The sequence below is a fragment of the Agrobacterium sp. AGB01 genome (genome assembly GCF_014851585.1).
Lineage (GTDB): Bacteria > Pseudomonadota > Alphaproteobacteria > Rhizobiales > Rhizobiaceae > Agrobacterium.
On the sequence record NZ_JACVAB010000002.1, the window covers coordinates 965,444 to 989,033 of the forward strand.

Sequence of the window (23,590 nt, forward strand, 5' to 3'; positions counted from 1 at the left end):
GAAAATCATCCGATTTTCCGGTTCGCGACGCTAAGTAAAACAGGTTTGTTTGTTCCCGAAAAATTCGGCTTTGCCGAAGCCGCCCATATTTCGCAGGGCCAGTTGCAAATACTGTATAATATTTTTTTTAATTTGAAAATATATACAGTCGCCTAACCGATATGATCGTCCGCCGTTGCTGTTGATTTGCAACACATATTCGCTCGTGGACGCGGTCGTTGGCGGAACCCGTCCTTGCTGTTTGCATTTTTATCTGTAACGTTTCCGCCCGGTTGGCCAACGATGAGGAGGACGTCGTAGGATGGCTTTGATGTCCATATCTGTTGTTAGTCACCTGGCACCGGGCCATCCGTTGATGATTCTAGTACAGGACTTCCCATGACTTCGCACCAATCCGCAAACATGATCGATCTTTCCGGCGAGTGGTCTCTGACCTCCGCTGATGGCGCCCACAAGACGATCATGAGCTTGCCGGGAGACGTCCATTCTGCACTGCTTGCTGCCGATCTCATTCCGGACCCGTATCGTGGCCGCAACGAAAATGACGTGCAATGGGTGGCGCAGCAGGACTGGATTTTGGAGCGTCGTTTTACCATCAATGAGGTGGATGCATCCTGGTATCTGGATATCGATAATCTCGATACGGTGGCCGTGGTGTTTTTGAATGATGCGCCGGTGCTGAGTGCCGACAATTGTTTCCGCCGGTATCGGCCGGATGTCTCAAAGGCACTGCAGCAGGGCGAAAATGTCATTCGCATTCATTTCCATTCCAGCATCCGGGCAGGTGAGGAACGGCAGGCAAAACAGCCGTTTTACGTGCCGTATCACACTGGCAATTCGCCGATTGCCAACGGCAACATGCTGCGCAAACCGCAATCGCATTTCGGCTGGGACTGGAACCTGGCCATTGCGCCTTTGGGCTGCTACGGCACGATTGCGCTGAAAAAGCTGGACACCGCACGGGTCGAACATGTCGTGACACACCAGTTGCATGTCGACAGCGGCGTTGAGGTACATGTGGCAGTAACATTGTTTGCGGCAGAACCGGTCATCGTGCCGCTGCATCTGTCACTGGGTGATGACAGGTTGCGTCTGGATATTGGCGTTTCAGCCGGCGAGACCGTGGTGCGGCATGTGTTCCATGTCGAGAATCCCAAGCTGTGGTGGCCAGCGGGCAGTGGCGAACAGGCTCTTTACGAGTTGAAGGTTGAACTGCCCGACGAGACTATTGTCAGGCAAATTGGTTTGCGCACAGTGGAATTGCTGACCGACAAGGATGAGGCGGGCAGCCGGTTTGCCTTCCGCATCAATGGCCGCGAGATTTTCTGCCGTGGTGCCAACTGGATACCGGCCGACGCGCTGTTTTCGCTGACATCGCAGGACAAGACAGAGGATTTGTTGTGCTCGGCCGTTGAGGCCAACATGAATATGATCCGTGTCTGGGGCGGCGGATTTTACGAGGCGGACTGGTTCTATGATCTGTGTGATCGGCTTGGACTTATGGTGTGGCAGGACTTCATGTTCTCCTGCAACCTTTACCCATGCACAGACGATTTTCTCGAAAATGTCGACAAGGAAGTCGATTATCAGGTGCGCCGCCTGTCATCCCATCCCTCCATTGTTCTGTGGTGTGGAGACAATGAACTGGTCGGTGCGCTGACCTGGTTCAAGGAGCCGCTGGAAAACCGTGACCGTTATCTGGTTGCCTATGACCGGCTGAACCGCACCATCGAGACCGCCTTGAAGAAAGCTGCGCCGGAGGCAATCTGGTGGCCATCCAGCCCGGCATCCGGCTATCTCGATTATGGCGATGCATGGCATGCCGATGGTTCCGGCGACATGCATTACTGGTCGGTATGGCACGAGAACAAATCCTTCGACAATTACCGGTCGATCCGTCCGCGCTTCTGCTCGGAATTCGGTTTCCAGTCCTATACGTCGATGAATGTCATCCGCAGTTACGCCGATGACAAGGACATGAATATCTCGTCGCCTGTCATTGAGCATCACCAGAAGAATGTCGGTGGCAATGAACGGATTGCCGGCACCATGTTCCGCTACTTCCGTTTCCCTGGGAGTTTCGATAACTTTGTTTATCTCAGCCAGGTGCAGCAGGCGCTTGCCATCAAGACCGCCGTTGAATTCTGGCGTTCGCTGAAACCTCACTGCATGGGGACATTGTACTGGCAACTGAATGACACATGGCCGGTGGCCTCATGGTCGAGCCTTGATTATGGTGGCAGCTGGAAGGCACTGCACTATCTGGCCCGACGGTTTTTCCAGCCTGTATCGGTGGCTGCCATTCCCGGAGATGATGGCCAGACACTTGCGTTCTCGATGGTCAATGACACCGCGGAGAATGTCGCTATCGACATGAATGTCTATGTCATGGGGCTGGATGGCGAACGCATTCCACTGCGCTCTGCCAATGGTGAATGCGGCACCGATGCTGCCGCGACACTGCTTGAGGTGAAACTGTCCGATATTCCGGCCGATGCTATTCTGGTCTGGGACTTCATTGCCTCCAACGGCATGACGGGCGAGGGACATCACGTGCCTGACACCTACAAGATGCTGGAGTTCAGACCGGCCGGGCTGGAAATTGAAACGGCGACACTGGCCAGTGGTCAGGTGGAAATCAGCGTGCGGGCCAGTGGTCTTGCGTTGTTCGTGATGCTGGAAAGCGATGTACCGGGCCGTTATTCTGACAATGTGTTTGATCTCTCAGCCGGCGAAGTGCGCAAGATCATCTTCACGCCAACCCGGAAAAGCGAGGATAATTCCACCCCGCAATTCCGCATTTATGATCTCCATTCCAGCTACGTGTGAAAGCAATTTTTCGCCACAGGTTGAAATGAAAACGGCCTGTGACTAGTCTGCACTGGGTGAACCGGTGCCCGTTTGTATCGGTTCATTTTCATGACGCCCCCTACCATTTTCCGGACAGGGGGCGATTACCGAACATTAGAGGAGGAGAGGCGCATGGCCTGGCAACCGGCTGAAAACCGTTATGCAACCATGAAATACAATCATTGCGGCAAGACCGGATTGAAATTACCGGCCATTTCGCTCGGCCTGTGGCATAATTTCGGTAACGATACCCCACATTCGACCAAGCAGGATATCTGCCGCACGGCGTTCGATCTGGGCATTACCCATTTTGACCTGGCCAACAATTACGGCCCGCCTCCCGGCAGCGCCGAAACGGCATTTGGTGAAATCCTGAAAGCTGATTTTGCCGGTTACCGTGATGAACTGATTATCTCGTCCAAGGCCGGTTACAACATGTGGCCGGGTCCTTACGGCGAGTGGGGCAGCCGCAAATATCTGATTTCGTCCTGCGACCAGAGCCTGAAGCGAATGGGTCTCGATTATGTGGATATTTTCTATTCCCACCGTTTTGACCCGGATACACCGCTTGAGGAAACCTGTGGTGCGCTTGATCATATCGTGCGCTCCGGCCGTGCACTCTATGTTGGCATCTCGTCCTACAATTCCAAGCGTACCCGCGAAGCGGCTGCGATCCTGAAGGATCTCGGCACGCCATGCATCATTCACCAGCCGAGCTATTCTATGCTCAACCGCTGGATTGAAGAGGATGGTCTGGTCGATACGCTGGAAGAGCTGGGCATTGGCTCCATCGTGTTCTCGCCGCTGGCGCAGGGCATGCTGACCACCAAATATCTCGGTGGCATTCCAGACAGCAGCCGTGCAGCACAGGGCAAGTCGTTGAACCCGAAGTTCCTCAACGACAAGAATGTCGAGAATATCCGTGCGCTCAATTCGCTGGCTGAAAAGCGTGGCCAGACACTGGCGCAAATGGCCATTGCCTGGGTGCTGCGCAACGGCCGCATCACCTCGGCACTGATTGGCGCCAGCAAGCCGGAACAGGTTATCGATTGCGTCAAGGCGCTCGACAAACCGGATTTCACGGCGGAAGAACTGGCGTTCATCGACAGCCACGCCAAAGAAGCGGATATCAACCTTTGGGCCAAATCTGCTGAGTTGAAGAAATAAGTCATAGGCACGCCCGGGCCTTGAAATCCGGGCGTTTTCACATCAATCAGTGCTTGAGGAATGGTTCTCAAGTGTTAATAACCATTACTAAAATGTAATTTAAAATTCAGTTTTCATTCATCCTTGGGGTCTTAGGTTCGAACCATCGAAACGCTGAGGAAACCCCAATGAAAAAACTTTTTGCTACGCTTCTTGCTGCTACTGTATTGGCCGCGCCTTTGGCTGCAGAGGCACAGAGCCGTTACGACAATGGCCCACGTCATGACCGTGGCCGCAATGAGCGTGTGGTCATTGAACGGCACGTCGAAAAGAAGGTCATCGTCAAGAAGCGCAACTGGAAGCGTGGCGAGCGGCTCTCGTCTGCACAGCGCAACCATTACATCGACCAGCGCGAATACCGCCGTTACAAATTGCGCGAGCCAAAGAGAAACGAGCGCTGGGTACGCGTTGATAACCAGTTCCTTTTGGTCAACGCATTGACCGGTCTGATCGTTGGTCTGTCGGCTGCACGCTGATTAGTCCGCACAAATCTGACAGTTTTGGATCCCCGATGCGCCTGCGTCGGGGATTTTGTTAATCCTGCATTGCACAAATAATCGAAACGCGATGATATGCGCGCAGCACGTGTTCATACAAATGTCGCCAATGGGTATTCTATCTTGGCAGTTAATTGATCTCTCCCTTTTTAAATTTAGGAGATGCCGTGTTTTCTGCTGATTCTGCGATTACGCAGTCTGTCGACCATCTGGTGTTGCCGGTTTCCGGCCTGGAGTCGACGCGCGACCGTTTGGTGTCGCTTGGTTTTACCGTTGCTGCGGATGCCCGACATCCGTTCGGCACCGAAAATGCCTGTGTGTTTTTCTCTGATGGTACCTATCTTGAGCCGCTGGCGATCGGCGACAAGGCGGTCTACAAATCCTCTATTGATGCGACCAACAGTTTTACCCGGCGCGACCAGCTGTTTCGCGCCGCCCGTGGTGCAGAAGGTTTCAGCGCCATTGTTGCCAAGACCTCCGATGCGGTGAGTGACCACGCCCGTTTTGAGGCTCGCCACATGTCGGCTGGCGGCATGCTGCAATTTTCACGACCGATGAAAAAGCCTGACGGCACGACGGGTGAGGGACGTTTCCTGCTGTCTTTTGCCGCCGAGGCGCGCATGCGGGCATTTTTCCTGTTTTCCTGCCAACGGTTGGTGGCGTTGCCGGTCGATCGTTCCGCCCTTGAAAAACATGCCAATGGCGTGAGCGGCATTGGTACGATCATCCTGTCTGCCAAACGGCCAGCAGATTACGCTGAGTTGATTACGGCGGTTTTCGGCAAACCTCCACAGCTGCTTGCTGACGGCGTGACGTTTGAAACACGCAATGCCCGCATCACCATTCTTACCACTGAAGTGGCACAGGCGCTGCCGGGAATGGAGGATGTTGTCATTCCCCATGAATTATACGGTGCCGGTATCGTCTACACAGTTGCCGATCTTGCCGTGACAGAGGCGCTTCTTGCTGCTAATGGCGTGGCATCTACACGCACGGGCGGCCGCATAACGGTAGCGCCTGCTTCTGGACAAGGCGCATTTTTTGCGTTCGAGGAGTAATGTCTGTCATGAAAAACAAACTGGACGTGGTCGCTGGTGAAGGCGCGGGACAGGTGGTGTTTTGCAACACCAAACAATTCTCGCTGATTGCCGGTCCGTGCCAAATGGAAAGCCGCGATCATGCCTTCATGATTGCCGGTACGCTGAAAGAACTGTGCGCCAAGCTCGGTCTCGGTCTTGTCTACAAGTCGTCCTTCGACAAGGCCAACCGCACATCACTGTCGGGCAAGCGCGGCATCGGCCTTGATAAGGCACTCGAAGTGTTTGCCGACTTGAAAAAAGAATTCGGCTTTCCTGTTTTGACCGATATCCACACCGAAGAACAATGCGCCATCGTGGCACCTGTTGTCGATGTGCTGCAGATACCTGCTTTCCTTAGCCGCCAGACGGACCTGCTGGTGGCGGCCGCCAAGACCGGCCGTGTCGTCAACGTCAAGAAGGGCCAGTTCCTGGCGCCTTGGGACATGAAGAATGTTCTGTCCAAGCTGAATGAAAGCGGCAACCCCAATGTGATGTTGTGTGAACGCGGTGCGTCGTTCGGTTACAACACGCTGGTGTCAGACATGCGCTCGCTGCCAATCATGGCATCGCTTGGCGCACCTGTTATCTTTGATGCGACTCACTCCGTGCAGCAGCCGGGCGGGCAGGGTGGCTCCACCGGTGGCCAGCGTGAATTCGTGGAAACACTGGCGCGTGCGGCGATTGCCGTTGGTGTTGCCGGCGTGTTCATTGAAACCCATGAAGACCCAGATAATGCGCCGTCCGACGGCCCGAACATGGTGCATCTGAAGGATATGCCACGTCTGCTGGAAAAGCTTCTGGCCTTCGATGCTATCGCAAAGGCCTGATATGCCCAGCTTTTGCTGCACTTTAACTTAAAATTGAGCTTAATTGCGTGGCGGCGTCCCTCATCGGGATTGCCGTCATTGTAATTTCTTGCCCATCCGCTAAGACAGGCTCAGAACGACTGTTCCATTCCCAAGGGAGAGACCATGACCGCTATTACCGATATCATTGCACGTGAAATTCTCGACAGCCGTGGTAACCCGACCGTTGAGGTCGATGTTTACCTCGAAGACGGCTCCATGGGCCGCGCTGCTGTTCCGTCGGGCGCCTCGACAGGTGCACACGAAGCTGTAGAACTGCGTGATGGCGGCAAGCGTTACCTGGGCAAGGGTGTTGAAAAGGCTGTTGATGCAGTCAATGGCGAAATCTTTGATGCTATTGGCGGTTTCGACGCCGAAAACCAGATCCAGATCGACCAGATGATGATCGCTCTCGATGGCACACCGAACAAGTCGCGCCTCGGCGCCAACGCCATTCTCGGCGTTTCGCTGGCGATTGCCAAGGCTGCTGCCGAATCGTCCGGCCTGCCGCTGTACCGTTATGTTGGTGGCCCGAACGCTCATGTTCTGCCGGTGCCAATGATGAACATCATCAATGGCGGCGCACATGCCGACAACCCGATCGACTTCCAGGAATTCATGATTCTGCCAGTTGGCGCCGACAACATTCGTGATTCTGTCCGTATGGGCGCAGAAATCTTCCACGTTCTGAAAAAGGAACTGGCAGCACAGGGCCACAACACCAACGTTGGTGACGAAGGCGGTTTCGCACCGGGCCTCAAGAGCGCGCCTGAAGCTCTCGATTTCATCATGAAGTCGGTTGAAAAGGCTGGCTATACGCCGGGCGACGACGTTTTCCTTGGTCTTGACTGCGCATCGACCGAATTCTTCAAGAACGGCAAATACGAGATGGAAGGCGAAGGCCGCACGCTCGAGCCGGAAGCCATGGCTGATTATCTCGCTGAACTGGCTGCCAAATATCCGATCATCTCGATCGAAGATGGCATGGCCGAAGACGACTGGGATGGCTGGAAATACCTCACCGACAAGATCGGCTCCAAGGTTCAGCTGGTTGGCGACGATCTGTTCGTGACCAACTCTGCGCGTCTGCGTGACGGTATCAAGATGGGCGTTGCCAACTCGATCCTCGTCAAGGTCAACCAGATCGGTTCGCTGTCCGAGACGCTCGACGCGGTCGAGACTGCACACAAGGCCGGTTACACGGCTGTGATGTCTCACCGCTCCGGTGAAACCGAAGATTCGACCATTGCCGATCTCGCAGTTGCCACCAACTGCGGTCAGATCAAGACCGGTTCGCTGTCGCGCTCCGACCGTCTTGCCAAGTACAACCAGTTGATCCGCATTGAAGAAATGCTCGGTCCACAGGCGTCCTACGCAGGTCGTTCGATCCTGCGCGGCTAATATCTGCGTCTGGTGACATGATTTTAAAAAGCCCGTGCCTCTTGGTGCGGGTTTTTTTGTTCCCGTCTGGCTTGAAAATATCAGGCCAAACTCGGCTCTATGGTCAACGGATGGTTAAGCAATCCGCGTTACTGTTGCGAAAAGGTAATGCGTTTCAAGGCTTTTTCCGGAATGTGGACACGACATCACAAGAAAAGAAAATTCGGGCGTTTCGTCGTGCCCGCTATCACAGTCGCTTTTCTCTCTTATTTTGGCTATCACTGCATCCACGGTGAATATGGACTGATTGCGACAGAGCGTTTTGAACGCCAGCGCCTGGCCAGAAGCGGTGAGCTTTCACGCCTGACCGAAACCCGTGTTGCCCTTGAACGTCAGGTTGAAGCATTGAGCGATGGTTCGCTCGAGCGGGACATGATTGACGAAATTGCGCGCTATCAACTGAATGTGTCCCGCACCGACGAAATTGTCATCCTGAACGGATATTTTTGATTAACTCAATTCAAGTTAATCAACTTTTCCTGTTGAAAATCAGCTATTTAATTTGAATACGAGCCATGCATTTATGGCATTGCTGTGGCGCGCTTTCTTGCATATTGTACGCGCCACATGAACAAGCAACCGGCAACTCAGGGAGGGATCAATGGCGCCACGTAAAACCGCGTCCGTATCCGGCCGTAAGACGACGGCGAAAGCCGCCGCAAAGGACTTCACCGGAAAAAATGCAGCCGAATTCGGCAAAGACGAAGAGCTTCATGCCTACAAGGAAATGTTGCTGATTCGCCGTTTCGAAGAAAAGGCTGGCCAGCTTTACGGTATGGGCTTCATCGGCGGCTTCTGTCACCTTTACATCGGTCAGGAAGCTGTCGTTGTCGGCATGCAGATGTCCCAGCAGGAAGGCGACCAGGTTATCACCGCTTACCGTGACCACGGTCACATGCTGGCAGCTGGCATGAGTGCCCGTGGTGTTATGGCCGAACTCACCGGCCGTCGTGGTGGTCTGTCCAAGGGTAAGGGCGGCTCCATGCACATGTTCTCCAAGGAAAAGCATTTCTACGGTGGTCATGGTATCGTTGGTGCGCAGGTTTCGCTCGGCACTGGCCTTGCATTTGCAAACCACTACCGTGGCAATGGCAATGTTTCCGTGACCTATTTCGGTGACGGCGCTGCCAACCAGGGTCAGGTTTACGAGAGCTTCAACATGGCAGCTCTGTGGAAACTCCCGATCGTCTACATCGTGGAAAACAACCGCTACGCCATGGGTACATCGACTGCCCGTGCAACGGCACAGTCCAACTACTCGCTGCGTGGTGAATCCTTCGGTATTCCTGGTATCCAGGTTGACGGCATGGACGTTCGCGCCGTGAAGGCTGCCGCTGACGAAGCGCTTGAACATTGCCGTTCCGGCAAGGGTCCGATCATTCTTGAAATGCTGACCTACCGTTACCGTGGTCACTCGATGTCTGACCCTGCAAAGTATCGCTCCAAGGAAGAAGTGCAGAAGATGCGCTCCGAGCAGGATCCGATCGAACAGGTCAAGGCACGTCTCCTTGAAAAGGGTTGGGCAAGCGAAGACGAACTCAAGGCTATCGACAAGGATGTCCGTGACGTCGTTGCCGACAGTGCCGACTTCGCCCAGAACGATCCGGAGCCGGATGTATCCGAGCTCTACACCGATATTCTGCTCTGATCCGGGGAGAAAGAATCCATGCCTATTGAAATTCTTATGCCTGCACTTTCCCCGACCATGGAGGAAGGCACGCTTTCCAAGTGGCTCAAGAAAGAAGGCGACAAGGTTACCTCCGGTGACGTGATCGCTGAAATCGAGACCGACAAGGCGACCATGGAAGTGGAAGCCGTTGACGAAGGTGTTATCGGCAAGATCCTGATCGATGCCGGCACTGAAAACGTCAAGGTCAACACGGCCATTGCAGTTCTGCTGCAGGATGGCGAAAGCGCTGACGCCATTTCTTCTTCCGCACCGAAGAAGGAAGAGCCGAAGGCTGAGGCTGCTGCCTCTGACGCTGCTGGCGGCAAGGCACGCGAAGCAAGCGAAGAGCCATCTGCTTCCAAGGAAGCTGCCAAGGTTCCGGCCGCGCCGAAGATTGAAGTTGCTGCTGATCCGGATATTCCGGCTGGTACAGAATTTGTGTCCACCACTGTTCGCGAAGCTCTTCGTGACGCGATGGCCGAAGAAATGCGCTCTGACGAAAAAGTCTTCGTCATGGGTGAAGAAGTTGCCGAATACCAGGGCGCCTACAAGATCACCCAGGGTCTTCTGCAGGAATTTGGTGCAAGGCGCGTTATCGATACGCCAATCACCGAACACGGCTTTGCCGGTATCGGTGTTGGTGCCGCGATGACTGGCCTGAAGCCAATCGTCGAGTTCATGACCTTCAACTTCGCGATGCAGGCCATTGACCAGATCGTCAACTCTGCTGCCAAGACGCTCTACATGTCTGGTGGCCAGATGGGCGCGCCAATGGTGTTCCGTGGTCCGTCGGGCGCTGCTGCGCGCGTTGGTGCACAGCACTCGCAGTGCTATGCCGCATGGTACAGCCATATTCCGGGCCTCAAGGTCGTCATGCCGTACACGGCTGCTGACGCCAAGGGTCTGCTCAAGGCTGCTATCCGCGATCCAAACCCGGTCATCTTCCTTGAAAACGAAATCCTGTACGGTCAGAGCTTCGATGTTCCGAAGCTGGATGATTTCGTGCTGCCAATCGGCAAGGCACGCATTCACCGCCAGGGTAAGGATGCGACCATCGTTTCCTTCGGTATCGGCATGACCTATGCGGTCAAGGCTGTTGCTGAACTCGAAAAGCTCGGCATCGACGTTGAACTTATCGACCTGCGCACCATCCGTCCGATGGACCTTCCTGCCGTTATCGAATCCGTCAAGAAGACCGGCCGTCTGGTAACCGTTGAAGAAGGCTTCCCGCAGTCATCGGTTGGTGACTTCATTGCCAACCAGGTTCAGCGCGCTGCATTTGACTATCTGGATGCGCCGATCCTGTCGATTACCGGTAAGGATGTTCCAATGCCTTACGCGGCCAATCTCGAGAAGCTGGCTCTGCCGAACGTGGATGAAGTCGTACAGGCCGTCAAAACCGTCTGCTACAAATAAGGGGAGGGCGTTTCGATGCCTATCAACATTACAATGCCTGCCCTGTCTCCCACGATGGAAGAGGGTAATCTCGCCAAGTGGCTGGTCAAGGAAGGCGACAAGGTTGCTCCCGGCGACGTGATTGCCGAAATCGAAACCGACAAGGCAACCATGGAAGTGGAAGCTGTCGATGAAGGCGTTGTTGCCAAGATCGTGGTTCCAGCTGGAACCGATGCGGTCAAGGTCAACGCACTGATCGCCATTCTTGCCGAAGAAGGTGAAGATGTAGCGGCTGCGGCCAAGGGTGGTGATGCCGCCCCGGCCAAGGCTGAGGCAAAGGCAGAAGCACCGAAGGAAGAAAAATCCGAGGCTGCACCTGCTGCGGCACCGGCACCTGCTGCCAAGGCTGAACAGTCTGGCGAACGCGTTTTTGCGTCGCCACTGGCACGCCGTCTGGCCAAGGAAGCTGGTCTTGATCTGTCTGCGGTTTCCGGTTCCGGTCCACGTGGCCGTATCGTGAAGTCTGACATTGAAAAGACAGTTGCGTCCGGTGGTGCAAAGGCTGCTCCGGCAACCACTGCTGCTGCTGCTTCGGCACCTGCTGCTGCAAAGGGCATGAGCGAAGAGGCCGTTCTCAAGCTGTTCGAGCAGGGTTCTTACGAACTTGTGCCACATGACGGCATGCGCAAGACCATTGCCAAGCGCCTGCAGGAATCCAAGCAGACCATTCCGCATTTCTACGTTTCCGTGGATTGCGAACTGGATGCCCTGATGGCACTGCGCGCACAGCTCAACGCTGCTTCCCCTGAAAAGGATGGCAAGCCAGCCTACAAGCTGTCGGTCAATGACATGGTCATCAAGGCGCTTGCCCTTGCCCTGCGTGACGTTCCGGATGCCAACGTATCCTGGACCGAAACCAACATGGTCAAGCACAAGCATGCTGATGTTGGCGTTGCCGTGTCGATCCCCGGTGGTCTGATCACCCCGATCGTTCGTCAGGCTGAGCTTAAGTCGCTGTCTGCCATCTCCAACGAGATGAAGGATCTCGGCAAGCGCGCCAAGGAGCGCAAGCTGAAGCCTGAAGAATATCAGGGCGGTACGACTGCCGTGTCCAACATGGGCATGATGGGCGTGAAGAGCTTCTCGGCTGTTGTGAACCCACCACATGCCACCATTCTGGCTGTTGGTGCCGGTGAACAGCGTGCGGTTGTCAAGAATGGTGAGATCAAGATCGCCAATGTCATGACGGTCACATTGTCCACTGACCACCGTTGCGTTGATGGCGCGTTGGGTGCTGAACTTCTCGGTGCTTTCAAACGCTACATCGAAAACCCGATGGGCATGCTGGTTTAAGAAAAGAGCAGAGCCGAAAACCGCATATGGTTTTCGGCTCGCTGTATTCAGGAGCTGCACGTGACGAAGACTGTTCTTTGCTATGGCGATAGTCTGACATGGGGTTATGACGCGGCCAATATGGGGCGTCATGCGATTGATGATCGTTGGCCGACTGTCTTGCAAAAGGCATTGGGCAATGACGTTGTTGTCATCGCCGAAGGCCTGAACGGCCGTACCACTGTTTATGACGATAACCTGTCTGACTTTGATCGCAATGGTGCACGCACCTTGCCAACGCTGTTGCACAGCCATGGTCCGCTTGACCTCGTCATCATCATGCTTGGCACCAACGATTTGAAACGTGGCCTTGCTGGCGGCGGTTTTGCCGTTGCTGCGACAAGCGGCGTCAAAAGGCTCGTCAGCCTGGTGCGCCGTCACGAATGGCATTTCGGCTCGGATGAGCAACCGGAAATTCTGATCGTTGCACCGCCACTGATCTGCGAAACTGCAAATTCCTATTTCGCGGCAATGTATGCAGGTGCAGTGGAGGAATCCAAGATGCTGGCCTCGCTTTACCGCGATCTGGCGGACGAGAAGGAATGCGGCTTCTTTGACGCCGGTTCGGTCTCTGTTGCCACACCAATTGATGGCGTGCATCTGGACGCAGAAAATACCCGTGCGCTTGGTCGCGGCCTGGAGCCGGTCGTGCGCATGATGCTTGGATTGTAATGCAATTTGACAGGTTTTGATCAGGATCAAGGAGCGAATGCAGCGGGCGTCTAGCCTGACCGTATCAACCGCAAGACGGAGGTTACGGCATGTCGAACACACCGCACCAACTGCCCGAGGAATTTGCTGAATATGTCAGCCTCATTCGCCATCTGCGCGAGCGTGACGGACACTTTCACAGGATCAGCGCCGCTTACGAGGCGCTGAACCAGAAAATTCACCGGGCGGAGACAGATATCGAGCCATGCGATGATTTTCATATGGCCGATATGCGCAAGCGCAGAATGATCCTGAAAGACGAAATATACGGGATGCTGACAGCGGCCGAGCCAATACCGGAAGATTTCGGACAATAGGCTTCAAGCCCAGGCTTTGCTCCCGACAAAAGGGTGGAATGCGAATGCCTCGCGCCACCTCAAAAATGAAACAAGGAGTGATAGCCTAAATGTCGAACGCCTATGACGTCATCATTATCGGTTCCGGTCCCGGCGGTTATGTCACTGCCATTCGTGCTGCCCAGCTTGGTTTGAAGACGGCCATTGTCGAGCGCGAGCATCTGGGGGGCATCTGCCTTAACTGGGGCTGCATTCCAACCAAGGCACTGCTGCGCTCTGCCGAAGTGCTTGATAATGCCAATCACGCCAAGAATTACGGTCTGAAGCTGGACGGCACCATCACCGCCGACGTGAAGGAAGTTGTTGCACGTTCGCGTGGCGTTTCCGCTCGTCTCAACGGTGGCGTTGCCTACCTGATGAAGAAGAACAAGATCGACGTGATCTGGGGCGAGGCAAAGCTGACCAAACCAAACGAGATCGTTGTCGGCAAGACGGCCAAGCCTGCCGTTCAGCCACAAAACCCTGTTCCAAAGGGCGTTCTGGGTGAGGGTACCTACACAGCCAAGCACATCATCGTTGCCACAGGTGCACGTCCGCGTGCGCTGCCAGGCATCGAGCCGGATGGCAAGCTGATCTGGACGTATTTCGAAGCGATGAAGCCTGACTTCATGCCGAAGTCGATTGTCGTGATGGGCTCCGGCGCCATCGGCATCGAATTTGCGTCCTTCTACCGCTCCATGGGCGTTGACGTGACCGTTGTCGAACTGATGGCCAATGTCATGCCGGTCGAAGATGCGGAAATCTCCGCTTTCGCCCGCAAGCAGCTTGAAAAGCGCGGCCTGAAGATCATCACCGAAGCCAAGGTTTCCAAGGTCGAAAAGGGTGCAAACTCGATTACGGCGCATGTTGAAACCAAGGATGGCAAGGTTCAGCAGATCACTGCCGATCGCCTGATCTCGGCTGTTGGCGTACAGGGCAACATCGAAAACCTTGGTCTGGAAACATTAGGTGTCAAGACGGATCGCGGTTGCGTGGTGATTGACGGTTACGGCAAGACCAACGTGCCGGGCCTTTACGCGATTGGCGACGTTGCCGGTCCTCCAATGCTCGCCCACAAGGCCGAGCATGAAGGCGTGATCTGCATTGAAAAGATTGCCGGTCTGCCGAATGTTCACCCGATGGACAAGAGCAAGATCCCAGGCTGCACATACTGCAACCCGCAGGTCGCTTCGGTCGGTCTGACGGAAGCCAAGGCGAAAGAACAGGGCCGCGAAATCCGCGTGGGCCGTTACTCCTTCGCTGCCAACGGCAAGGCAATCGCGCTGGGTGAAGACCAGGGCATGATCAAGACCATCTTCGACAAGAAGACCGGTGAGCTGATCGGCGCGCACATGGTTGGTGCAGAAGTGACCGAACTGATCCAGGGCTTCGTGGTGGCGATGAACCTTGAAACCACAGAAGAAGAACTGATGCACACGATCTTCCCACATCCGACCCTGTCGGAAATGATGAAGGAAAGCGTGCTGGACGCCTATGGTCGCGTTCTGAATGCTTGATTGAAATCTGCCGCTCCCTATCTGGAGTAAACCCTTTTGGGGAGCGGAACTTTAACGGAGTAGATCATGGAAAGTGTTGGCTGGATTGGTGCAATTATCATTGGCGGTCTGGGCGGATGGCTCGCAGGCAAGCTGATGGATATTCGCTTCGGCGTTTTCATGAACATTATTCTGGGCATCGTCGGTTCGGTCGTGGCTGTTGCCGTGCTGCGCCAGTTCGATGTTTTCGTGCAGGATAGCCGTCTGGGCTATTTCATCACCGCGTTTCTTGGTGCCAGCCTGTTGCTGTTTGTTGCCAAAATCGTCCGGCGGTAAATCAAGACAGGACAGGTTGTTTCACGGCAACGTGTCCTGAGACCCATTATTTTAGGCCCTTCCAGAGAATCCCCTTACAGTTTTTCTGGAATTGTTCTAATGAGCCGTAAAACTCGGTGAAAGCAGGTTTTCATGGTCACCATTCTCGACAGGACTTCGCAGGAAGAAAAGCGTGTTCGCCACCCGGAAAAGGCTCACAAGCCCGATACCGAGGTTGCGCGCAAACCTGAGTGGATTCGCGTCAAGGCGCCGACCTCGAAAGGGTATCAGGAAACCCGCGAACTGGTTCGTTCCCACAAGCTGGTGACCGTGTGCGAAGAAGCAGGCTGTCCCAACATTGGCGAGTGCTGGAGCAAGAAACACGCGACATTCATGATCATGGGTGAAATCTGTACCCGTGCCTGTGCTTTCTGTAACGTGTCAACCGGCAAGCCGAATGCGCTTGATCAGAATGAGCCGGAGAACATCGGCAAGGCCGTCAAGCAGATGGGTCTGTCTCACGTCGTTATCACCTCTGTGGACCGTGACGATCTGGCTGATGGTGGCGCTGAACACTTTGAAAAGGTGATCTGGGCCATTCGTGCGGCATCGCCTGGCACAACCATCGAAATCCTGACACCAGACTTCCTGAAGAAGCCAGGCGCGCTGGAGCGTGTTGTTGCGGCCAAGCCTGACGTGTTCAACCACAATATGGAAACCGTACCGGGCAATTACCTGACGGTTCGTCCGGGTGCGCGTTACTTCCATTCGGTACGTTTGTTGCAGCGGGTGAAGGAACTGGATCCGACCATGTTCACCAAGTCCGGCATCATGGTTGGCCTTGGCGAAGAGCGTAACGAAGTGCTGCAGCTCATGGACGACCTGCGTTCTGCCGATGTGGATTTCATCACCATTGGCCAGTATCTGCAGCCGACCCGCAAGCACCACAAGGTCGAGAAGTTTGTCACACCGGAAGAGTTCAAGTCTTACGAGACTGTGGCGTACACCAAGGGGTTCCTGATGGTGTCGTCCAGCCCGCTGACCCGTTCTTCGCACCATGCCGGTGATGACTTTGCACGTCTGCGCGCCGCACGTGAGAAGAAGCTTCTCATTGCTGCCGAATAATCGGGACAACGGCCTGATCAGGACAATAAAAAAGCGCCTCAAGGGCGCTTTTTTTATGGGTCGCATTTCTGCTTGTCAGTTGGCTGCCACATCACAGGCGGCAGCCTGTTGCGTCATGCTGTGGTTTCTTCTTTCGCGGTAGACTCGCCACGCTTGCGCTTGCGAAGTGTCGGCTTGTTCTCGCGCGCTTCACATTTGGCAACATCGATAAGATAGGCCAAAACAGGCATGCCATTCATCGATGCCAGTTGCTTTGCGGATTCAAGAAGGTTGATGATATTTGAAAAATCGTCCATCGGCTCACTCGGCAGGTCAAACCTGAATTGTTGTTAAGGCAAGTATTCTTCGGATGTCCGATACAGAAACAAGTTGGGAGGCTTGCCTCGTTTGCACCCAAAAGATGTACTCATTGTGGCAAATCAATAGCAATCCTGTAGGCATGGTTGCAATAGTCAATTTCGGGAAGCTGCATTGAGGTGAGGGGTATGATGCAGAAAATTGATGAAGCGCAAAAAGCGGCAAGTCTCATTCGACAGGCATCCCGCATCATGGTGGTTGGCTGCTCAGGTGGCGGAAAAACAACGCTTTCTCTCAAGCTGGCTGCAAAATTCGGGCTGGAATATCAGTCGATCGATCGTGACATCAGGTGGTTACCCGGTTGGCAGCAGCGGGACAGGGTTGAGCAGCACGCATTGCTCGAAGAGCTGATTGCGCGGGATCGCTGGGTGATGGATGGCAGCAATCCATCAACCTTTGACATTCGTTTGCCACGCACCGACATCGTCATCTGGGTGCGCATGTCGCGCTTTGTATGCCTGACCGGCGTTGCCCGCCGCGTGGCACGTTATTATGGCACAGTCCGGCCTGCTATGGCGGATGGCTGCCCGGAACCTTTGCCGGACCGGGAGTTTCTGGAATATATCTGGAACTTCGAGAAGAAATACGCGCCGGCTTTCTTGCGCAATTTTGAGCGATATGGCGCCGATGTGCCGATCTTTCAGGTGAAATCACGCCGCGACATGCAAAGGCTTCTTGATATTCTGATGCTCGCAGATTAACTGCGGACTATGCCGCAGTTTGAAACCAGTCGCCCCGTCAAGCATTCCCCAGAACGCATGTATGCTTTGGTTGCCGACGTTGAGCGATATCCTGAATTCCTGCCTCTGTGCGAAGGCCTGTCCGTGCGTTCCCGCAAGGAACGGGACGGCAAGGCGCTGCTGATTGCGGATATGACGGTTGGTTACAAGGCGATCCGCGAAACCTTCACCACACAGGTTCTGCTGAATGGCAATGATCTGGCCATCGATGTGAAATATCTCGATGGCCCGTTTAGATATCTCGACAATCGCTGGCGCTTTGAGCCCATGGACGATGGTGGTTGTTCGGTTCACTTCTTCATCGATTACGAATTCAAAAGCCGCATCTTGAGTGCCGTCATGGGCACGATGTTTGACCGGGCCTTCCGGATGTTTGCCGAAGCCTTCGAGGCGCGGGCCGACAAGATTTACGGCACCTGATTATTTTGCTCCAGACACGTCCAGCAGCATTTCCAGTGCCGTTTTGACGGTGGCGAGACGCACTTGATCACGGCCAATGTCGCCGTAGCGCATTTCGCGGTGTAGGATCGCGCCGTTGCGGCTCATCGCCGCCAGATGCACAAGGCCAACCGGCTTGGTGTCAGAACCACCGCCCGGACCGGCAATGCCGGTGACCGCCACGGCGTGGCTTGCCCTTGAGCGCAGCAGCGCACCCTGGACCATCTGCAATGCGGTCTCTTTCGACACCGCGCCGAATGTTTCAAGCGTTTTGTCTTGTACGCCCAGCATGTCGGCCTTGGCCTCGTTGGTGTAGGTGACAAATCCCCGGTCGACCACAGCGGATGAGCCGGCGATTTCGGTCAGTGCGCCGGCAATCAGACCGCCGGTGCAGCTTTCCGCTGTCGAGACCATCTCGCCACGGGCCGTGCCGTGCGAGATCATCTTTTGCGCCAGTGCTGCGATATCGTCCGGGAAGATGCTCATGCCTGGCGGCCTTGATAGACCACGGTCGCAGTGGCAATGGCGGCAATGCCTTCCTTGCGGCCGACAAAGCCGATCTTTTCATTGGTGGTGGCTTTGACCGAGCAACGGTCGAGTGTGATGCCGAGAATTTCCGACAACATTTCGCGCATGGCCTGACGGTGCGGGCCGATCTTTGGCTCTTCGGCAATCAGCGACACATCGGCATTCATGATGGTGCCGCCATTGCCGCGCACGACGTTTGCAGCATGTTCCAGAAAGATGCGCGATGCGGCACCCTTCCACTGAGGATCGGATGGCGGGAAGTGGTCGCCAATGTCACCGGCGCCGCAGGTGGCCAGCAGGGCATCCGTCAGCGCGTGCAGGGCAACGTCAGCATCCGAGTGTCCCGTGAGTTTCTGGTCGTGGGGAATGAACACACCGCACAGGGTCACGCCATCACCTGGCTCAAGCTGATGAACATCATACCCGTTACCTGTGCGTACATCCGGCAGTGCCTGGGTGAGTTTTTCATCGGCCATGGTGATATCCCGTTTCAAAGTCAGTTTTACATTATCGACCAGCCCTTCGACGAGCTTGACCGGCAGCCCCGCCCATTCGGCAATCGAGGCATCGTCGGTAAAGTCATCCCGTCCGGAAAGAGCGGCCTGTTCGTGGGCTTGTGTAATTGCCTGATAGGCAAAAGCCTGTGGTGTCTGGGCGGCGTAAAGGCCAGCGCGCGGCACGGTCTCTTCGCTGTAACCGGCTGCCGAGCCACGCTTCAGCGTATCTGTCACGGCTAGCACGGGCAGGGCGCTTTGGGCACCTTGCGACAACGTGTTGGCCACGCGGTCGAGAAGATCGTGATCGATGAAGGGCCGCACGGCGTCATGGATCATGACGTGGCTAAGGTCATCCGGTGCCATGGCCTTCAGGCCGGCGAGGACGGATTGCTGGCGGGTTGCGCCACCAAGCACGGTGCGAATGCGGTCGCCTGCATCGAGGCGTTGCAGCACGGGGGCAATCAGGTCCTTGTCGTCTGGATGAATGACGACGGTGATGACTGGAGATTTTGCCCAGGCCAGGAAAACCTCAAGCGTGTGCTCAATGACGGGCTTTCCTCCAATCAACCGGTATTGTTTCGGTCCATCCTGCGGGGAGCCTGCCCGTTCGCCACGGCCAGCGGCAACAATAATGACGCCGGTTTTCATGCTGTCTGTCTCACTTCTCTCATCAATTGATCCAAGATGCTGTCTGCTCGTAAAGGAGTTGACTTGAGCGGTCCAGAGTCTCAAACAACAAAAGGCTTTTGCAGCCTTGGCGTTGCTTGGTCACAGGCTTGAGAGTAAATCGATCATTTGCCCGGTTTTTAAGATCACGCGCGTCGTCATCACGCCTCTGCAATCCCTGATCTTTATAAAAGCAGCACATTGCCGTGTGAAAGTGCTTGGCAACTGCGCAATATATGTCTAAAAATAATGCAAAGCATAATTCTGCACGAAAGATCATCAATTGCCCATCCCGGAGTTGTCAGCGCCTTTTAATATCGGCTCCGTAACCGTTCGTAACCGGGCTGTCCTTGCGCCTATGTCGGGGGTAACTGATCTGCCGTTCCGGCAGATCGCCTGGCGTTTTGGCGCCGGGCTGGTGGTAACGGAAATGGTGGCAAGCCGCGAGCTGGTGGCCAACCGTGGTGAATCCTGGGCGCGGCTGAGAAACGCAGGCATGACGCCGCACATGGTGCAGCTGGCCGGACGTGAAGCGCACTGGATGGCCGAGGCTGCCAAGATCGTTGAAGCCAATGGCGCGGATATTGTCGACATCAATATGGGCTGTCCAGCCAAGAAGGTGACGGGCGGTTATTCCGGCTCGGCGCTGATGCGTGACCCTGACCATGCGCTGACGCTGATCGAGGCGACAGTCAATGCCGTCAAGGTTCCCGTGACATTGAAGATGCGTCTTGGCTGGGATGAAAATTCCCTCAATGCGCCGGAGATTGCAAGGCGTGCGCAGGATGCAGGCGTACAGCTGATTACCATTCATGGCCGCACCCGCATGCAGTTTTACGAGGGACGAGCCGACTGGGATGCCATTCGCGCCGTTCGTGATGCCATTTCCGTACCGTTGATTGCCAATGGCGATGTTGAGACCGTGGAAGATGCCAAGGAAATTTTGCGCCGCTCCGGTGCCGATGCGGTGATGGCGGGACGTGGCGCGCAGGGCCAGCCCTGGCTGCCAGCCGTGCTTGCCGGACATGACGGCCCTGCGCGACAGGATATCGCAGCACTCGCCGTTGAACATTATGAAATGATGCTTGAGTTTTATGGGCTTGAGGCAGGCTTGCGCCACGCGCGCAAACACCTTGGCTGGTATCTGGAAAGGTTCGCGCCGCACATGGCGGGACAGGACAAGGCAACGATCATGACATCGAAAAATGCAGCGCAGGTCACGCAGATGGTGCGTGCTGCTCTGGAAGAAGGCGCAGCATTGTTTGCTGCAAGGAAGGCCGCATGACTGTTCCGACACATGATCCGGCAGCCAGCAATGCGCTTGCCATGGCTGTTCTCAACGCGGTGCAAAATCCGGTGGTTCTGGTTGATGCCGAAGGTTTTATCGCCTTTGCCAACTGGGAAGCGGAAGCGTTTTTTGGCGCCAGTGCCGCCCATCTGGCACGTTACCGCATCTCGACCTTCATTCCGTTCGGGAGCCCGCTGCTGGCGCTGATCGAGCAGGTGCGCGAACGTCGCGCACCGGTCAATGAATACCGTGTGGACCTGAGCTCGCCGCGGCTTGGTCAGGAGAAGCTGGTCGACCTTTACGTGGCACCGGTTGTCAGCGAACCCGGCTCTGTGGTTGTGGTGTTTCAGGAACGTTCGATGGCCGACAAGATCGACCGTCAGCTGACCCATCGCGCCGCTGCCCGTTCGGTGTCTGGCCTTGCCTCGATGCTGGCCCATGAAATCAAGAACCCGCTTTCGGGCATTCGTGGTGCAGCACAGCTTCTCGAGACATCGGTTGCCGATGATGACCGTGCGCTGACACGGCTGATCTGTGACGAGACCGACCGTATCGTGTCGCTGGTTGACCGTATGGAAGTGTTTTCCGACGAGCGTCCCGTGGACCGCGTTCCCGTCAATATCCACTCGGTGCTGGATCACGTGAAGGCGGTCGCCAAGGCTGGCTTTGCCCGCAACATCAAGATCAGCGAAAATTACGATCCGTCCTTGCCGCCGGTTTATGCAAACCGCGACCAGCTCGTGCAGATTTTCCTCAATCTGGTCAAGAACGCCTCAGAGGCGATTGGCAACCAGCAGGATGGTGAAATCGTTCTGACCACCGCTTACCGTCCGGGCATCCGGCTTTCGGTTGCCGGAACGCGTGAGCGCATTTCGCTGCCGCTTGAGTTCTGTGTGGTGGATAATGGTCCCGGCGTTCCGTCGGACCTTTTGCCGTATCTTTTTGACCCGTTCATTACCACCAAGACCAATGGCTCCGGCCTCGGTCTGGCGCTGGTGGCCAAGCTGATTGGTGCCCATGGCGGCATTATCGAATGCGACAGCCAGAACCATCGCACGACATTCCGTGTTCTCATGCCCGTTTCACCGGAAATAGCGCAGGAAGAGCGTACAATTCCGAACCCGACAGGAAATACCCCATGACAGCGACGATCCTTGTGGCCGACGATGACGCGGCCATCCGCACTGTGCTTAATCAGGCTCTCAGCCGAGCCGGTTATGACGTGCGTATTACTTCCAATGCCGCCACATTGTGGCGCTGGATTTCTGCAGGTGAGGGGGACCTGGTTATCACTGACGTGATAATGCCTGACGAAAACGCATTTGACCTGCTGCCACGCATCAAGAAGGCTCGTCCGGAACTGCCCGTGCTGGTCATGAGCGCGCAGAATACCTTCATGACGGCCATCAAGGCGTCGGAAAAGGGTGCTTACGATTACCTGCCAAAGCCGTTCGACCTGACAGAGCTGATTGCCATCATTGGCCGAGCACTGGCTGAGCCGAAGCGCAAGCCTGCCAAGCTGGACGATGACATGCAGGATGGCATGCCGCTGGTTGGCCGCTCTGCTGCCATGCAGGAAATCTACCGCGTGCTGGCGCGCCTGATGCAGACCGACCTGACGCTGATGATCACCGGTGAATCCGGTACCGGCAAGGAACTGGTGGCACGGGCGCTGCATGATTATGGCAAGCGTCGCAACGGTCCCTTCGTGGCCATCAACATGGCGGCCATTCCGCGTGACCTGATTGAGTCCGAACTGTTCGGCCATGAAAAAGGTGCCTTTACGGGCGCGCAGAACCGCTCCACCGGCCGTTTTGAACAGGCCGAAGGCGGCACGCTGTTCCTCGATGAAATTGGCGATATGCCGATGGATGCACAGACCCGACTCTTGCGCGTGCTGCAGCAGGGCGAATACACCACCGTTGGCGGACGTACACCGATCCGCACTGATGTCCGCATTGTTGCGGCCACCAACAAGGATCTGAAACAGTCCATCAATCAGGGTCTGTTCCGCGAAGACCTTTATTACCGCCTCAACGTGGTGCCTCTGCGCCTGCCGCCGCTGCGTGACCGTGCAGAAGACATTGCCGATCTGGTTCGCCACTTCATCCAGCAGGGAGAAAAGGAAGGGCTTGAGGGCAAGCGATTCGAAACGGATGCGCTGGAACTGATGAAGGCTTATGCCTGGCCTGGCAACGTGCGCGAGCTGGAAAACCTTATTCGTCGTTTGATGGCTCTTTATCCGCAGGAAGTGATCACCAAGGAGATCATCGATTCGGAATTGAATTCCGATGTGCCTGAACGTCCGATGGACAAGATGAATGTCCGCACCGGTACGCTAACAATCTCGCAGGCCGTGGAAGAAAATATGCGCGAGTATTTCTCCGGTTTTGGCGACGATTTGCCGCCTGCTGGCCTCTATGACCGCGTCCTGCGCGAGATGGAATATCCGCTTATTCTCGCGGCTTTAACGGCCACGCGGGGCAACCAGATCAAGGCGGCCGATCTTCTCGGTCTTAACCGCAACACGTTGCGCAAGAAAATCCGTGAGCTAGGTGTCTCGGTGTATCGTAGCTCGCGTACGACCTGAGATATTGACAGACGCGAAATTCTCGTTGCATTTTCGCCACATTGTGTTGCTTGAAAAACACGCGGGACAATTTCATAAGAGTGATTCCGCTTTCAGGCTGCCATTGGACACGTGGCTGCAATCAGGAGAAT

General features: G+C 55.4%; 23 protein-coding genes. 20 read left to right on the forward strand and 3 right to left on the reverse strand.

The genetic code is table 11. The features are described from left to right. Positions 1–378: 378 nt before the first annotated feature. The 15 genes from IB237_RS11320 to lipA all read left to right on the forward strand — a co-directional run bounded on the left by IB237_RS11320 (position 379) and on the right by lipA (position 16,355). Positions 379–2,829, forward strand: coding sequence for a glycoside hydrolase family 2 protein (locus tag IB237_RS11320; protein ID WP_192488713.1), 2,451 nt, complete (start codon positions 379–381; stop codon positions 2,827–2,829). 153 nt (positions 2,830–2,982) lie between these two features. Next, positions 2,983–4,017, forward strand: coding sequence for an L-glyceraldehyde 3-phosphate reductase (gene mgrA, locus IB237_RS11325; RefSeq protein ID WP_192488714.1), 1,035 nt, complete (start codon positions 2,983–2,985; stop codon positions 4,015–4,017). 167 nt (positions 4,018–4,184) lie between these two features. Continuing rightward, positions 4,185–4,532 carry an RcnB family protein gene (locus IB237_RS11330; RefSeq protein ID WP_192488715.1) on the forward strand — a complete coding sequence of 116 codons (348 nt, stop codon included), beginning with the start codon at positions 4,185–4,187 and terminating at the stop codon, positions 4,530–4,532. A gap of 188 nt (positions 4,533–4,720) precedes the next feature. Then, positions 4,721–5,611 (forward strand): VOC family protein, encoded by an 891-nt coding sequence (locus tag IB237_RS11335; protein ID WP_371815286.1) that lies wholly within the window; start codon positions 4,721–4,723, stop codon positions 5,609–5,611. Further along, complete coding sequence (gene kdsA, locus IB237_RS11340; RefSeq protein WP_192488716.1) at positions 5,611–6,459, forward strand: 3-deoxy-8-phosphooctulonate synthase; 849 nt, start codon at positions 5,611–5,613, stop codon at positions 6,457–6,459. The genes IB237_RS11335 and kdsA overlap by 1 nt, the downstream gene beginning before the upstream one ends. 144 nt (positions 6,460–6,603) lie before the next feature. Beyond that, the gene (eno, locus tag IB237_RS11345; protein ID WP_192488717.1) at positions 6,604–7,878 is read left to right on the forward strand and encodes a phosphopyruvate hydratase; all 1,275 of its coding nucleotides are present in this window, start codon (positions 6,604–6,606) and stop codon (positions 7,876–7,878) included. A 171-nt stretch (positions 7,879–8,049) separates the two neighbouring features. Continuing rightward, complete coding sequence (locus IB237_RS11350; protein ID WP_192488887.1) at positions 8,050–8,367, forward strand: septum formation initiator family protein; 318 nt, start codon at positions 8,050–8,052, stop codon at positions 8,365–8,367. Positions 8,368–8,518: 151 nt separating this feature from the next. Then, on the forward strand, positions 8,519–9,565 hold the full coding sequence (gene pdhA, locus IB237_RS11355) for a pyruvate dehydrogenase (acetyl-transferring) E1 component subunit alpha (RefSeq protein ID WP_192488718.1): 1,047 nt from the start codon (positions 8,519–8,521) through the stop codon (positions 9,563–9,565). A gap of 18 nt (positions 9,566–9,583) precedes the next feature. Further along, on the forward strand, positions 9,584–11,002 hold the full coding sequence (locus IB237_RS11360) for a pyruvate dehydrogenase complex E1 component subunit beta (protein WP_192488719.1): 1,419 nt from the start codon (positions 9,584–9,586) through the stop codon (positions 11,000–11,002). Between the two features lie 15 nt (positions 11,003–11,017). Beyond that, positions 11,018–12,334: a pyruvate dehydrogenase complex dihydrolipoamide acetyltransferase gene (locus IB237_RS11365; RefSeq protein ID WP_192488720.1), complete on the forward strand. Its 1,317-nt coding sequence runs from the start codon at positions 11,018–11,020 to the stop codon at positions 12,332–12,334. Between the two features lie 60 nt (positions 12,335–12,394). After that, positions 12,395–13,045, forward strand: a complete 651-nt coding sequence (locus IB237_RS11370) for an SGNH/GDSL hydrolase family protein (RefSeq protein WP_192488721.1) — start codon at positions 12,395–12,397, stop codon at positions 13,043–13,045. Between the two features lie 89 nt (positions 13,046–13,134). Continuing rightward, positions 13,135–13,401 carry a YdcH family protein gene (locus IB237_RS11375; RefSeq protein WP_192488722.1) on the forward strand — a complete coding sequence of 89 codons (267 nt, stop codon included), beginning with the start codon at positions 13,135–13,137 and terminating at the stop codon, positions 13,399–13,401. Positions 13,402–13,490: 89 nt separating this feature from the next. Continuing rightward, positions 13,491–14,936, forward strand: a complete 1,446-nt coding sequence (lpdA, locus tag IB237_RS11380) for a dihydrolipoyl dehydrogenase (protein WP_192488723.1) — start codon at positions 13,491–13,493, stop codon at positions 14,934–14,936. 66 nt (positions 14,937–15,002) lie between these two features. Continuing rightward, positions 15,003–15,251: a GlsB/YeaQ/YmgE family stress response membrane protein gene (locus tag IB237_RS11385; RefSeq protein WP_192488724.1), complete on the forward strand. Its 249-nt coding sequence runs from the start codon at positions 15,003–15,005 to the stop codon at positions 15,249–15,251. A 132-nt stretch (positions 15,252–15,383) separates the two neighbouring features. Next, entirely contained in the window at positions 15,384–16,355 is a 972-nt protein-coding gene (lipA, locus tag IB237_RS11390) for a lipoyl synthase (RefSeq protein ID WP_192488725.1), read from the forward strand. 113 nt (positions 16,356–16,468) lie between these two features. On the opposite strand, the gene IB237_RS11395 is transcribed toward lipA, so the two are convergent. Further along, positions 16,469–16,651, reverse strand: a complete 183-nt coding sequence (locus IB237_RS11395) for a hypothetical protein (protein ID WP_192488726.1) — start codon at positions 16,649–16,651, stop codon at positions 16,469–16,471. Between the two features lie 192 nt (positions 16,652–16,843). On the opposite strand from IB237_RS11395, the gene IB237_RS11400 reads away from it, so the two are divergent. Further along, positions 16,844–17,413 carry an AAA family ATPase gene (locus IB237_RS11400; protein ID WP_371815304.1) on the forward strand — a complete coding sequence of 190 codons (570 nt, stop codon included), beginning with the start codon at positions 16,844–16,846 and terminating at the stop codon, positions 17,411–17,413. Between the two features lie 9 nt (positions 17,414–17,422). Further along, positions 17,423–17,872 carry a type II toxin-antitoxin system RatA family toxin gene (locus IB237_RS11405; protein WP_192488728.1) on the forward strand — a complete coding sequence of 150 codons (450 nt, stop codon included), beginning with the start codon at positions 17,423–17,425 and terminating at the stop codon, positions 17,870–17,872. Here IB237_RS11405 and IB237_RS11410 read toward each other — a convergent pair whose 3' ends face one another. Both IB237_RS11410 and IB237_RS11415 read right to left on the reverse strand, forming a co-directional pair. Then, complete coding sequence (locus tag IB237_RS11410) at positions 17,873–18,376, reverse strand: CinA family protein (RefSeq protein WP_192488729.1); 504 nt, start codon at positions 18,374–18,376, stop codon at positions 17,873–17,875. After that, positions 18,373–19,563: a bifunctional 2-C-methyl-D-erythritol 4-phosphate cytidylyltransferase/2-C-methyl-D-erythritol 2,4-cyclodiphosphate synthase gene (locus tag IB237_RS11415; protein WP_192488730.1), complete on the reverse strand. Its 1,191-nt coding sequence runs from the start codon at positions 19,561–19,563 to the stop codon at positions 18,373–18,375. The genes IB237_RS11410 and IB237_RS11415 overlap by 4 nt, the downstream gene beginning before the upstream one ends. A 316-nt stretch (positions 19,564–19,879) precedes the next feature. On the opposite strand from IB237_RS11415, the gene dusB reads away from it, so the two are divergent. From dusB to ntrC, 3 genes are read left to right on the forward strand one after another with little or no spacing between them, the layout of a single operon-like run. Continuing rightward, positions 19,880–20,866, forward strand: a complete 987-nt coding sequence (gene dusB, locus IB237_RS11420) for a tRNA dihydrouridine synthase DusB (RefSeq protein ID WP_312945989.1) — start codon at positions 19,880–19,882, stop codon at positions 20,864–20,866. After that, complete coding sequence (locus IB237_RS11425; RefSeq protein WP_192488732.1) at positions 20,863–22,011, forward strand: nitrogen regulation protein NR(II); 1,149 nt, start codon at positions 20,863–20,865, stop codon at positions 22,009–22,011. Before dusB ends, IB237_RS11425 begins: the two co-directional genes overlap by 4 nt. Continuing rightward, positions 22,008–23,459, forward strand: coding sequence for a nitrogen regulation protein NR(I) (ntrC, locus tag IB237_RS11430; RefSeq protein ID WP_192488733.1), 1,452 nt, complete (start codon positions 22,008–22,010; stop codon positions 23,457–23,459). Before IB237_RS11425 ends, ntrC begins: the two co-directional genes overlap by 4 nt. Positions 23,460–23,590: the final 131 nt, after the last annotated feature.